General features: G+C 68.8%; 9 protein-coding genes and 1 tRNA gene. 6 read left to right on the forward strand and 4 right to left on the reverse strand.

The genetic code is table 11. The features are described 5' to 3' along the window. The first annotated feature begins 88 nt into the window (after nt 1–88). Nucleotides 89–1,396 (forward strand): hemolysin family protein, encoded by a 1,308-nt coding sequence (locus VGI12_15520; protein HEY2434084.1) that lies wholly within the window; start codon nt 89–91, stop codon nt 1,394–1,396. Next, nucleotides 1,396–2,703: a hemolysin family protein gene (locus VGI12_15525; protein ID HEY2434085.1), complete on the forward strand. Its 1,308-nt coding sequence runs from the start codon at nt 1,396–1,398 to the stop codon at nt 2,701–2,703. The genes VGI12_15520 and VGI12_15525 overlap by 1 nt, the downstream gene beginning before the upstream one ends. Here the strand turns inward: VGI12_15525 and VGI12_15530 are convergent. Next, on the reverse strand, nt 2,666–4,579 hold the full coding sequence (locus tag VGI12_15530; protein ID HEY2434086.1) for a hypothetical protein: 1,914 nt from the start codon (nt 4,577–4,579) through the stop codon (nt 2,666–2,668). The genes VGI12_15525 and VGI12_15530 overlap by 38 nt on opposite strands. Before the next feature lie 4 nt (nt 4,580–4,583). Continuing rightward, the gene (locus VGI12_15535) at nt 4,584–5,846 is read right to left on the reverse strand and encodes a cation:dicarboxylase symporter family transporter (GenBank protein HEY2434087.1); all 1,263 of its coding nucleotides are present in this window, start codon (nt 5,844–5,846) and stop codon (nt 4,584–4,586) included. 41 nt (nt 5,847–5,887) lie between these two features. On the opposite strand from VGI12_15535, the gene VGI12_15540 reads away from it, so the two are divergent. Both VGI12_15540 and VGI12_15545 read left to right on the forward strand, forming a co-directional pair. After that, nucleotides 5,888–6,400 carry a MarR family transcriptional regulator gene (locus VGI12_15540; GenBank protein HEY2434088.1) on the forward strand — a complete coding sequence of 171 codons (513 nt, stop codon included), beginning with the start codon at nt 5,888–5,890 and terminating at the stop codon, nt 6,398–6,400. Continuing rightward, the gene (locus tag VGI12_15545; protein HEY2434089.1) at nt 6,384–8,201 is read left to right on the forward strand and encodes a chloride channel protein; all 1,818 of its coding nucleotides are present in this window, start codon (nt 6,384–6,386) and stop codon (nt 8,199–8,201) included. Before VGI12_15540 ends, VGI12_15545 begins: the two co-directional genes overlap by 17 nt. Nucleotides 8,202–8,264: 63 nt before the next feature. Here the strand turns inward: VGI12_15545 and VGI12_15550 are convergent, their stop codons facing one another. Both VGI12_15550 and VGI12_15555 read right to left on the reverse strand, forming a co-directional pair. Continuing rightward, entirely contained in the window at nt 8,265–9,005 is a 741-nt protein-coding gene (locus VGI12_15550; GenBank protein HEY2434090.1) for a methyltransferase domain-containing protein, read from the reverse strand. Nucleotides 9,006–9,051: 46 nt separating this feature from the next. Next, nucleotides 9,052–9,141, reverse strand: a tRNA-Ser gene (locus VGI12_15555). A 79-nt stretch (nt 9,142–9,220) separates the two neighbouring features. On the opposite strand from VGI12_15555, the gene VGI12_15560 reads away from it, so the two are divergent. Both VGI12_15560 and VGI12_15565 read left to right on the forward strand, forming a co-directional pair. Then, a complete protein-coding gene (locus tag VGI12_15560; protein HEY2434091.1) occupies nt 9,221–11,602 on the forward strand; it encodes a hypothetical protein in 2,382 nt (793 codons plus the stop codon). Between the two features lie 34 nt (nt 11,603–11,636). After that, on the forward strand, nt 11,637–13,591 hold a 1,955-nt coding region (locus VGI12_15565; protein ID HEY2434092.1), incomplete at its 3' end, for a DUF4139 domain-containing protein.

Consider the following 13,591-nt stretch of genomic DNA (forward strand, 5'->3'; position numbering starts at 1 on the left):
CCGTAGCCGCGCGCTCCTTGGTAGCTCCTTCGCGGCTCCTTCGCCCCTTCGCCGTCCTTCGCGTCCTTCGTGGTACGATTCACCACCCATGCTGGCCAGCGCGGGGATCATCCTGCTGCTGATCGCGCTCACCGGCTTCTACGTCGCAGCTGAATTCGGCGCCGTCGGTGTCCGCCGCAGCCGGCTGCGTCGCCTGTGCGAGGACGGTAACCCCACCGCCGCGCGCCTCCTTCCCATCGTCGAGAGTCCGCAGCGGCTCAACCAGTACATCGCCGCATCACAGGTTGGCATCACGCTGTCGGGCATGGTCCTGGGAGCCTACGCCGAAGCCACTCTCTCGCCGGCGGTCGCGCCGCTGCTCGAGCGTTACACGCGGCTCTCGGCCGAGACGGCCGAGTCGGCCGCGGGGATCGGCGTGCTGGTCGCGCTCACCATGCTGTCGGTCGTGCTCGGCGAGATGGTGCCGAAGACGGCGGCGCTACGCTATCCGACCGAGACCGCGCTGCTGACGACCAGGCCGATGCTGTGGTCGGCGCGCGCCTTCGCATGGTTCATCGTAGTCCTCGACCGAAGCGCCGTGTTCCTGCGCGGCGTGCTGCGCATGCCGACCGCGACGCACCGCCACGTGCACTCGCCGGAGGAGATCGATCTGCTGATCGCCGAGAGCCGCGACGGCGGCCTGCTCGAGCCGCAGGAACAGGTGCGGCTGCACCGCGCGCTCCGCCTCGGCCGCCGAGACGCCCGCCAGCTGATGGTGCCGCGCGATCGTCTGGCTGCGATCGAGATCTCGACACCGCTCGGCGACGTGCTGCGCGTCGCCGCGACCAGCCCCTACAGCCGCCTGCCGGTCTTCCGCCGCGACATCGCCGACGTCGCCGGCATCCTGCACACGAAAGATGTCGTCATGCATTTCCTGCAGCGCGGCCGCAACGGCACGCTCGCGTCGCTGGTGCGGCCAATCCTGCGGGTGCCCGAAAGCATTCCTGCCGATCGTCTGCTGGGGTTCCTCCGGGAGCGGCGCAGCCATCAGGCGCTCGTCGTCGACGCGGACGGCACGGTCGCCGGCATGATCACGCTCGAAGACGTGCTCGGCGAGCTGCTCGGCGCCGTGCCTGACGAGTTCAAGACTTCCCGGCTGCTGCCGCTGCGGCTCACCGACGGCCGCGTGCGGCTGCCTGGTGATCTGCCGCTCGACCAGGCTCGCGTCTGGGTGGAGGGAGCATGGCCGGCGGCCGGCAGCGTCGCCGCCTTCATCCGGCAGAGGATCGGCCGCCTCCCGGAGCCGGGCGAGGAGCTGGTCGTCGACGGGCTGCCGGTGGAGGTCGAAAGCCTCGAGAACGATCGCATCGCGTCCGTGATCGTGACGACCGCGCCGGCGCAGGACGGGAACGACTGATGGTCGTGATCCTCGTCATCGTCGCGTTCCTGCTGATGAACGCGTTCTTCGTCGCCGCCGAGTTCGCGATCGTCGGTACGCCGAAGACGGCAATCGAGGCCCGCGCATCCCGCGGCGATCGGCTGGCCCGCATGGTGCTGCGGATTCTCGAAGACACGCACCGCCGCGATCTGTACATCGCAACCGCGCAGATCGGCATCACCGTGGCGTCGCTCGGGCTCGGGATGTACGGGGAGCACCGGCTGGCGCGCTGGACGCTCTGGGAAATCGGCGGCCACACCTGGACGGCGTGGCTCGCAGGGCACGGGTTTGCGAGCCTGGTGGCGGTCGGCATACTCACCTACGTTCACATCGTGCTGGGCGAGATGCTGCCGAAATCGCTCGCGCTGCAGTCCGCCGAGCAGCTGGCGCTGTGGCTCACGCCGGCGATGCTGTGGACCCAGGCCGTCCTCTACCCGCTGGTCACGGCGTTGAACGGCGCCGGCAATCTGGTGTTGAAGCCGTTCGGGATCGCCCCGCAGCCGCACGGCGCCGAGCAGTACTACACCCCCGAGGAGCTGCAGCTCATCGTCGAGGAATCGGAAGAACAAGGGGCGCTCCGCAGCGAGTCCGGTCAAGTACTGCAGGAACTGTTCGAGTTCGGCGCGCTGACGGCGGGCGAAGTCATGGTGCCGCGCGTGCGCATCTCGGGCATTCCGGTTGGCGCGACGCCGGCCGATCTCCGCCGCGTGCTCGGCAGCGCGCCGCATACGCGATATCCCGTCTACGAAGGGGACCTCGATCACATCATCGGGACGTATCACATCAAAGACTTGATGCGTCTGCTGCTGAATACGCAGTCGGTGACGGCGGCGGGGGCACGGCCGGCGCCGGTGGTGCCGGAAACCCTGCCGCTCGACGCCGTGCTCGCGACGATGCGGCGCGAGCGGGCGCAGCTCGCGCTGGTCATCGACGAGCACGGCGGCACATCTGGCATCGTGACGCTCGAAGACCTCTTCGAGGAGGTGGTCGGCGAGATCGAGGAAGGCCCGGGCCACACCGGGCCGCGGCGCGATTCGTACGGACGGCTGCGCGTGCCCGGGACCATGCGCCTCGACGAGCTCGGACAGCTGTTCGACCTCGAACTGGCGCACGAGGAGGTCGACAGCGTGAGTGGTCTCGTGCTCACGCTCCTCGGCCGGCCGCCGCGCGTCGGCGACACGGTTCCTTACGATCGCCTGCAGATCGACGTGACGGCCGTCAAGGGGCACGGCGTCGACGAAGCCGCCGTCACCCTACGTGAATTCGAGGACGGCGCATCGGATTAGGCTCGGTCTGCCGCAGCACCTCGCGCGTGACCGGCGCCGTGTCCCCTTCGCCGAACGCCAGGAACTTCAGCAGGTAGACCAGCGGGTTGCCTTCCGTCCAGCCGAAATAGGCGTGCGGGATCTGGCCGGTGTGGTCGCGGATGTGCAGCAGCAGCGCGGCGATCGCGTTGGGGATCGCGGGGCTGGACGCGCGCAGTACCCGATAGCCGCCGACGTCGGCGCCGTGGACCTCGAGCCGGTCGGTGAAGTCGGAGGCGTTGCCCGGCTTCACCTCCAGGAAGAGCACGCCTTGCTGCCCGTCAGGAAGGTGATGCGACTCGCGCGCCTCGCGCATCTTCGCCTCGTAGGCCTCGCGGCGGCCGTCGCCGGGCCGGATCGCCAGGATGCGGACCGGCACGTCTCCGGCGTCGCGCAGAAAGGCGGCCGCCAGCTCGTCAGGGCGCACCTCGTGGACGCGAAGCTCTGTCGATCGCAGCACGCGTGAAATCATCGAGGTGATGATGATCGTCGCGATGAACCAGGAAGCGATCTTGATGCCTTCGGGGCGCTCGTAGATGTTCAGCACCGTGGTGTAGATGAAGACCAGCGTGATGAACCCGAAGGCGGTGCGCAGGCCCGACGACCGCGCGTGCAGCGTCACCGCGACGGCGGCCGAGGTCATCAGGACGAGCACCCCGGTCGCGTACGCTCCCCCCTGCGCCTCGACGTCGGCATTGAAGAGAATGGTGATCAGGACGGTGATCGCGGCAAACAGCAGCACCAGCGGACGCGTCGCCTTTGCCCATTCCGGCGCCATACCGTAGCGCGGCAGATAGCGTGGAACCAGGTTCAGCAGCCCGGCCATCGCCGAGGCACCGGCGAACCAGAGAATCGAGATGGTGCTGAGGTCGTAGATCGTGCCGAACACCTCGCCAAGGTAGCGGTGCGCGATGAACGCCAGCGCACGACCCGACGCCTCGCCGCCCTTCGCGAACGCCGTCGCCGGAATCAGCAGCGTCGTCCCGATGCTGCTGCCGATGAGCAAGACGCTCATGATGAGCGCGGCGGTGCGGAGCAGCTTCTTCGTGTTGCGGATGCGGCCGGCCGGCCGCTCGGCCGAATCGGTCGGGTCGCCCTCGACGAGCGGCATCACGGCGACGCCGGTCTCGAAGCCGGACAGTCCGAGCGCGAGCTTCGGGAACAGGAGCAGCGCGACCGCCAGCATCCCCAGCCCGCTGCCGTGCTGCTGGTACAGGGCGCTCCGCCACGCCGGGAACACCTCCGGCCTTTGCGCCACATGCGAGAGGGCGACCCCGATCACGACGACGTTCAGCGCCAGATAGACGGCGACGATGACGACCGCGAAGCCGATCGCTTCCTTGAACCCTTTGAGGAAGACGACGCTGAGGGCTGCCAGCAACAGAACGGTGATCAGTACCGGGTGGTTGAGCGACTTGGGAACGAACGGATTGCCGATGATGTGAGCCGTGGCGTCGGCGGCCGACAGCGTGATGGTGATGACGAAGTCGGTCGCCGCGAACCCGAGCAGGCAGAGGACGAACGCCTTCCCCTTCCACCGCGGCAGCAGCTCCTCGAGCATCGAGATGCTGCCTTGCCCGTTGGGGCTCGCCTCGGCGACGTGGTTGTAGATCGGCAGCGCTCCGAACAGCGTCAGCAGCACGAGCACCAGCGTGGCGAGGGGCGATAGCAGGCCCGCCGCGAGAAACGCGATGCCAGGCTGGTAGCCGAGCGTCGAGAAGTAGTCGACGCCGGTGAGGCACATCACCTGCCACCAGGAGTAGTGGTGGTGCACCCGGGTGCCCGCGGAGTCGCGAAACCCTTCGTAGAACCAGAGCTTCAGCCGCCGCTGCTGGCGGGAGGTCAGACCTAAGGACATGCAGTCAGATGTCGCCTCGAACCACCGCGGCCTGGAGGTCTTCGTCGCTCGCTTCCTGGAACACGCCCTCCCATCGTGCCACAACGACGGACGCCAGGCAGTTCCCGATGACGTTGGTCATCGTCCGTCCCATGTCCATCAGGGTGTCGACGCCGAGGATCAGCGTCACCCCTTCGAGCGGCAGGTTGTAGCGGACGAGGGTGGCCGCCAGGATGACCAGGGAGGCGCGAGGCACGCCGGCCACCCCCTTGCTCGTCAGCATCAGGGTCACCAGCATGGTGATCTGCTGCCCTATCGACAGATGGACCTGCGCCGCCTGTGCGACGAAGATCGCGGCCAGCGACAGGTAGAGCGTCGAGCCGTCGAGGTTGAAGCTGTAGCCAAGCGGCAGCACGAAGGCGACGATCGGGCGCGGCACGCCGAGGCGCTCCATCGCCTCCATGGCGCGCGGCAGCGCCGCCTCGCTCGAAGTGGTCGAGAACGCGATCACCGCCGGCTCGCGCACCGACGCGAAGAACTTGCGGACAGAGATGCCGAAGAGCAGCATGATCGGAACGAACACGAGCAGATAGAACACGGCGAGCGCGATGTAGAGCGTGGCCACCAGCCACGCGAGGTTGTAGAGCACGGCGAAGCCGCTCTTACCGATCGTGTAGGCCATTGCCGTCGCCACGCCGATCGGCGCGTATTTCATGACGATGTTCGTGAAAGCGAACATCGTTTCCGCCAACGACTCGCAGAGCGTCACGATCGGGCGCCCCTTCTCGCCGATCAGGGTCAGTGAGATCGCAAAGAGCATGGACCAGACGACGATCTGGAGCACGTCGCCCTGGGACATCGCCTCGATCACCGAGTTTGGCACGGTGTGCAGGAGGATCTGATCCCACGTCTGCGGCACCGCCGAAATGGCGGGCGGGCCCGACGGCGGCGGCAGGACCAGCCCGACGCCCGGCTTGAGGACGTTGACGGCGACCAGGCCGATGAGCAGCGCGATCGTCGTCACGATTTCGAAATAGACGATCGCCCGCAGGCCCATGCGGCCGACCGCCTTGGCATGGCCGGCGCCCGCGATGCCGGCCACCAGCGTGCTGAAGATGAGCGGCGCGATGATCATCTTGATCAAGCGCAGGAACAGCTGGCTGAACGGGTTGAAGAAGTTGGCCCAGTCGGGATGTGTGCGCGAGATGAGCGCGCCGGTGACCACGCCAATGATCAATCCGAGGATGATCTGCTGCGTGAGCGTCGGCCCGCGGCGTGGAAAGGCCATGGCGGGGGATTCTAGCCCGAAATGATATGCTGGGTAGTTGTATGGGCACCCATATAATTCCCCGACCGACCGACACCCGCGACATCCTCGACGCGGTCCGGCGGATCGTGCGGACGCTGCACGAGGCGTCGCGCGCCTCCCAGAAGACCCACGGCCTGAGCGGCGCGCAGCTGTTCGTGCTGCAGACCCTGGCCGACTCCCCAGGGCTGTCGCTCAACGCCCTGGCGGATCGGACGCACACCCATCAGAGTTCGGTCTCCACCGTCGTCTCGCGGCTCGCCGAGCACGGTCTCGTCCTGCGTGCCGCGGCGGCCGACGACGGGCGCCGCCTCGAGCTGCGGGTCTCAGCTGAGGGACGGCGGCTCGCGGCGCGCGCCCCGGGCGCCGCCCAGGCGCGCCTGATCGAGGCGATCGCACGCCTGCCCGCCGGCCGCCGGCGGACGCTGGCGCGGGCGCTGCACGAGCTGACCACGACCATGGAGCTGACCGGCCGCGCGCCGGTGATGTTCTTCGACAACCCGGATCGGAAAGGCAGGCGTGTCACTCGTGGCTAGCGGCAAGGCGGATCTCTCCCATCTCGGCGACTTCACCACGACGCCCCGCGTCGCCGCCATCGCCGGGTTGGCGATCGGCATCGGCCTGATCTGCGCGTACGTGGCCCTGGCGCTGCTCCGGCTGATCGGGCTGTTCACCAATCTGTTCTTCTACCAGCGGTGGGACACGGCGCTGTCCTCCCCGGCCGGCAACCATCTCGGCCCGTACGTGGTGATCGTGCCGGTGATCGGCGCGCTGATCATCGGCGTGATGGCCCGGTTCGGCTCCGAACGGATCCGCGGCCACGGCATTCCGGAGGCGATCGAAGCGATCCTGATCAACGGCAGCCGGATCGAGCCGAAGGTGGCGCTCCTCAAGCCGATCTCGGCTGCGATCTCGATCGGCTCGGGTGGTCCCTTCGGCGCGGAGGGGCCGATCATCATGACCGGCGGCGCGATCGGATCGCTGATCGCGCAGTTCTTTCATCTGACGAGCGCCGAACGCAAGACGCTGCTGGTCGCCGGCGCGGCGGCTGGAATGTCGGCGACGTTCGCCGCGCCGCTGGCCTCAGTCCTGCTCGCCGTGGAGCTGTTGCTGTTCGAGTGGAAGCCGCGCAGCATGATTCCGGTGGCGCTGGCGAGCGCGACGGCGGCCGCCGCGCGCCGCTACATCCTCGGGCTCGGGCCGCTGTTTCCGGTTCCGGCGCACCCGATCTTCATCGGTCCGGAGGGGCTGGCCGCCTGCGTCCTCGCCGGCGCGCTCGCCGGCGGCCTGTCGGCGCTCCTCACCCTGGCCGTCTACACCGCGGAGGACGGCTTCGCCCGCCTGCCGATCCACTGGATGTGGTGGCCGGCGATCGGCGGCCTGGTCATCGGCCTCGGCGGCCTCGTCTTCCCACAGGCGCTTGGCGTCGGCTACGACACGATCGGCGGCTTGCTGCAGGGGGACGTGCCGCGCCGCGTCATCCTCGGCGTGCTCATCGTGAAGTCGGTCATCTGGTCGGTGTCGCTGGGATCCGGCACCTCGGGCGGCGTGCTCGCACCGCTGCTGATGATGGGAGGCGCGCTCGGCGGCATCGAGGCGATGGCGTTCCCCAACGAGGGCGCCGGCTTCTGGCCGCTGGTCAGCATGGGAGCAATCCTCGGCGGGACGATGCGTTCCCCCTTCACCGGCGTCGTCTTCGCGTTCGAGCTGACGCACGACGTCAACATCCTGCTGCCGCTGCTGGTGGCAGTGACGATCGCGCACGGCTTCACCGTGCTCGCCCTCGACCGGTCGATCCTGACCGAGAAGGTCGCGAGGCGGGGCTTCCACATGAGCCGCGAGTACGCCGTCGATCCGCTCGAGATCCTCTTCGCCAGGGAAGTGATGCGGACCTCGATCGTGGCGCTGCCGGCCGACGCGCCGTTCGACGCGTGGGTCGCCTCGCTGCGCGTCGACCCGGAAAAGGGTCCGCAGCGCCTGTATCCGGTGGTCGACGGCTCGGCCCGGCTGGTCGGCGTGGTCACCCGCGTGGATCTGCAGCGGCATGTCTCCGAGGCGGGCGCCACCGGACTGACGCGCCTCGACGCGATTCTGCGCGCCGAGCCAGCCGTCGTCTATTCAGACGATCCGCTGCGCGTGGTCGTGCACAAGATGGCCGAGACCGGGCTGACGCGGTTCCCGGTCGTCAAGCGCGGAGCGGAGCACGAGCTGCTCGGCATGATCGCGCTGGACGATCTGCTGAAGGCGCGGGCGAAGAACCTCGACGCCGAACACCGCCGCGAGCGCGTCCTCCGCGTCCGCTTTCCATTCGGATTCAGCGGCGCGTCGCGCCAATAGCGCGCGGCGCCGGAGCGGGCTCACGGACCGGCGCGACACGCGAGCCGCGCGGACGGAGGCGAATCAGCGCGACAGCGTCCGCGCGGTGAGTTCGCGCGGATCGAGTCCCGCGCCTTTCGCGATGTCGCGTAGGAGCCGCGGGAGCTCGGCGGGAAATCGCCACTCGTCTTCCCTCACGCCCGCGCCGGCGAGCCTGGTCGCCCACGGCTGCCACCAGGCGCGATCCTGTCGCGCAATCGGCTCGACGACCAGCAGCGGCGACTGCGGCGCCGACACGATCCGTTCGAGGAGCGCGGCGCGCGCCTCGTCCGGCAGCTCGTTGACTGCATAGGCGAGCACGATCCCGGCGTTCGGATCACGCGGAAAGTCCCGGACGAGGTCTCCGGTTCTTGACGAGCCGCGCAGCGCGAACTGCCGATACGTCCAGTTCGCTTCGGCCACCGCCCATGCGTTCCGGTCGACACCGGCTACGCGAACGGCGCCGCCGGCCGCGGCCGCCCACGCCGCGCCGCCTACCCCCGTCCCGCAGCCCAGATCGTGGATCGCCGGTAGGGCGCGCCCCTCCCAGTCGAGTGCGCGCAGCACACGCTGGATGGTGAGGAAATGCAGCGGTCCGTAGAAGAGCGCGAAGGCCGCGCGCTTGCCGGCGCCGTCGAGCGCCGCCCCGGACTTGAGCTTGTCGCGCCGCTCGACGTAACAGGAGGAGAGCGCGCGCAAGGCCCGCGTCAGCTCGGGCCGCGTCAGGTTGGCGAGGTGACGCGCTTCGAGCGCAAGAAGCCACGCGTCGATGCCGGCGTCAGCCATCGAGGCCAGCCGCCACGGCGAGACGTTCACGCAGGCACACGGCGGATGGCGGAGAGAGAGGGATTCGAACCCCCGGTACCCTTCCGGGTACAGTGGTTTTCAAGACCACCGCCATCGACCACTCGGCCATCTCTCCGTCACCCGAATTGTCGCACACCGTTCAATCGACTCCAGCCGCGGACCTGCCGCGTCGCGTCGCTCGCCTATACTGAAGCGTGCCCCCCGCGTCCAGGCGCACGCTCGCCGGCGTTGCGCTCGTTTCCGCCTCCCTGCTGATGACCGAACTCTCGCTGACGCGAATCTTCTCGGTCACGATGTACTACCACTTCGCCTTCATGGCGATTTCCATCGCGCTCTTCGGTCTCAGTGCGAGCGGCGTCTACGTCTTTCTGGCGCGCCAGGGCTTCCGCGCCCAGGACACGGAGCGGCTGCTCGTCCGGCACGCGCTCGCCTACGCCGTCGTCACGCTCGCGGCGCTGGCGATGATCGTCCGGCTGCGGGTCGGCCTGCACTACACGCCCGGCGCGATCGCGGTCGTCTGTCTGATGTACGTGGTGTCGGCACTGCCCTTCTTTGCTGGCGGCGCGGCCGTCTCGATCGCGATCACGCGGTTCGCCGCGAACGTCAACGCGGTGTATGCCGCGGACCTGCTCGGGGCGGCGGCCGGCTGCCTGGTGCTCATGCCCGTCCTCAATCGGCTTGGCGCGCCAGGCGCGATCGTCGTGTCGGCGCTCTGTGCGCTGGCGGCGGCGCTGTGCTGGGCGTCGCCGGCCCGCAGCGCCCGCGCCGGTTCAGCCGCGGCCGCCATCGCGATCGTCGCCGCGGCTGCCGGCTGGCTCGGCGCGTTCTCGGTGAGCACCACCAAGGGACACGAACACGACCAGGTGCTGTTCAGCAAGTGGAACTCGTTTTCGCGCATCGGCGTCTACGACACGGCGTCGACCGCGTGGTCGCTGAGCGATCGCTACGCCGGACCGCTTCCCGACGTGCGTCTGATGGATATCGACTCGGCGGCCGCCACGCAGATCATCCGTTTCGGCGGCGATCTGCAGGACGTGTCCTACCTGCAGTACGAACTGACGGCGCTCGGCTATCGCCTGTTCGGCCGCGTCGGCGCGCCGCCAGCGACACCATTCACCGCGCTCGTCATCGGTACCGGCGGCGGCCGCGATCTGCTCTCGGCGCTGGTCTTCGGCGCCGCGCACGTCGACGGCGTCGAGATCAACCCGATCATCGTCAACGACGTCATGCGGGGGCGGTTTCGCGACTATTCCGGCCGCGTCTACGACCGACCCGACGTCGACATCACGGTTGAGGACGGGCGCAGCTTCGTCCGCCGATCGCCGAAGCGCTACGACGTCATCCAGGCCTCGCTCGTCGACACCTGGGCGGCGACCTCCGCCGGCGCCTACGCCTTGACGGAGAACTCGCTCTATACCGTCGAGGCGTTCGACGATTACCTCGACCATCTCACCGATCGCGGTGTCCTGAGCATTTCGCGCTGGGTGTTCGACGGGCTTCGACTGGTCTCGCTGGCCCAGGACGCGGGCGAGCGCCGCGGCTGGCGGACACCCGACCACGTGGCGATCATCCAGCAGGACAAGGTCGCCACGTTCCTGTTCAAGAAGACGGCTTTCACCCCAGCGGAAACCGACCTTCTGGCGCGAACCGCCGCAGACCTGCATTTCTCGGTGATCTACCTGCCGGGCCATCCGGTGGCGGCCTTCGGCGATACCCGCGACGACTACACGAGACTCCTTCTGGCGCCGGACCGCCAGGCCTTCTACCGCGACTTTCCTTTCGACGTCGCCCCGACGACCGACGACCGGCCGTTCTTCTTCAACACGACACGTCTGGGCCATCACTGGATGGTCGCGCGGGTGATGCGCCTGTTCGGCCGCGACGTCGCATCCCCTGAGCTGCCTGGCTCCTGGGGGACCGGCGGCCTCACCGCGATTCTCATCCTCCTCGGCGTCTCCACCGCGCTGATTGTCGTCTTCGTCCTCGGTCCGCTGGCGCTCACCTCCCGGGAAGCGCTCGGGCAGGGCTGGGGACGGGTCCTGGCCTATTTCGCGTGCCTCGGCTGCGCGTTCATGCTGATCGAGGTGGCGCTGCTGCAGCGGTTCGTGCTGCTCCTCGGCCATCCCGTCTACTCGCTCACCGTGACGCTCTTCTCGCTGCTGGTCGGCACCGGGCTCGGCAGCATGGCGAGCCGCCGCACCGCCGACGCCAGCCTCCGCCGCACGGCGGCGATCGCATGTCTGGGCGTGATGGCGATTGCGCTCGTCTGGGGCGACGCGCTGCCGTTCGTCGTCCGGGCCGCGGTCGGTTGGCCGCTGCCGTGGCGGATCCTGCTCGCGGCCGGCCTGATGGTGCCGGCCGGGCTCGCCATGGGCATCCCGCTGCCGGCCGGCGTGCGGGTGATCGCGGCGGGTCAGCCGGATCTGGTGCCCTGGGCCTGGGGCATCAACGGCGCGCTGTCAGTGCTCGGCGCCACCCTGGCCGTGTTCCTCGCCATGAACTGGGGCTTCACCGTCACCCTGATCTGCGGCGCCGCCGTCTATGCCTGTGCAGCGGCCCTGATCTCCCGTCGATAAGAGGGGGGGCGCAACACGCGCCAGGGAGGTCGGCGTGCGCATTCGCCTCGCAGTCACCAGCCTGATAGTACTGGCCGTCGCCGGCGCGGCCGCGCAGCAGCGGCCTGCGAACGAAGCGTCGCCGGTCCCGGTTCGACGCGTCATCCTTTACAAGAGCGGCGTCGGCTACTTCGAGCACCTGGGGTCGGTGACCGGAAACGCCGACGTCGCCATCCAGTTCACGACCGCGCAGCTCAACGACGTGCTGCAGTCGCTCACCACGATCGATCTCGACGGCGGGTCGATCGCCAACATCAGCTACAACTCGATCGCGCCGATCGAGCAGCGGCTGTCGGCGCTGCGCCTGCCGCTCGCCGCCGACGCCGATCGCCTGCAGTTCTACAACGCGCTGCGCGGCGCGCGCGTCGAGGTGCACGCCGGTACCACAGTCACGAGCGGCCGGATCCTCGCCGTCGAGCAGCGTAACAGGACGGCGGCCGCCGGTGGGACGACGGTGGAGGCTGTCACCGAGTTGACCGTCGCGTCCGATGACGGCGCGGTCCGCACCATCGAGCTGACCTCGTCGACCAGCGTGCACTTTCTGGATCGCGACGTGCGCGATGACGTCGCCAGCTATCTCGGCATCGTCGCATCGAGCCGCGGCGAAGACGTTCGCCGGATGACGCTGTCGGCGTCCGGGACGGGCACGCGGCGGCTGTTCGTCAGCTACATCAGCGAGGTCCCGATCTGGAAGTCGACGTATCGCCTGGTGCTGCCAGACGGCGCGGTCAAGCCGGTGCTGCAGGGGTGGGCGATCGTCGACAACACCATCGGCCAGGACTGGGCCAACGTGGAACTGTCTCTCGTGGCCGGGGCGCCTCAGTCGTTCGTGCAGCAGATCTCGCAGCCGTACTACGCGCGCCGCCCCGTGGTGCCGCTGCCGCAGACGGTGCAGTTGCGGCCGCAGACGCATGGCGCGACGCTGACAACGTCCGGAGCGGCCAGTGACGCGCTGGATGCCGTCAGTCGCGACGCTCTCGCTCAAAAGATGGCGCCCGCGCCGCCGGCCGAGAGGATGGCCGGGCTGGGCCGAGGCGGCGGTGCGGCCGGCGGCGTAGTTGGCGGCATGCCGGAGGCGGCGGGGTCCATGATGGAAGCCATCCGGGTCGTCGACGCCGCCGCAACCGGTCAGGAGCTTGGGGATCTCTTCGAGTACAAGCTGAAGCAGCCGGTCACGATCCGAAAAAACGAGTCGGCGCTCGTGCCGATCCTGAACGCCGAGGTGGAGGCCGAACGCATCTCGATCTGGAGTCGCGGCGCCGGATCGGGCCGCCCGCTCCGCGGCGTGTGGCTGACCAACACCAGCGCGCTGACGCTCGACGGCGGCTCGTTCACGGTGATCGACGCCAACGCGTTTGCCGGCGAAGGCCTGGTCGAATCGATGAAGCCGGGCGAGAAGCGGCTGATGTCATATGGAGCTGACCTCGCGGTGCTGGTCAAGGCGGTGCCGGGCGACGGATCGGGGCACGTCACGAAGATGGTCGCCAAGGACGGCGTGCTCACCGTGTCGCAAGAGGATCGCGCGACGTGGAAGTACACCGCGAGGAACGAGGACACGGTAGCCCGCACCCTGGTGATCGAACATCCGCTGCGAACGGGATGGTCGGTGGGCACCGACCCCGCGCCGGCCGAGACCTCGGCCAACGCGGCGCGCTACCGGCTGAACCTGCCCTCGAAGCAAGAGGGGACGCTGACCGTCACCGAGCGCCACGCCGGAGACACTGTCTATCGTCTCGCCGATTTCAACGATCGTACGATCGCCGTCCTCGTGCGCGGCGGCATCAACGAAGCTGCGCTGCGCCGCGCGCTACAGCCGCTGACCGACAAACGGGCCGAACTGGCCGCCGCCGACGCCAGGCTATCGGCGATCAACGGCCAGATCACCGAGATCGGGAAGGATCAGGAGCGGGTGCGCGAAAACATGAAGGCGCTGCGCGGCAGCGCCGAAGA

Source organism: Vicinamibacterales bacterium (assembly GCA_036496585.1).
Taxonomy (GTDB): Bacteria; Acidobacteriota; Vicinamibacteria; order Vicinamibacterales; family 2-12-FULL-66-21; genus JAICSD01.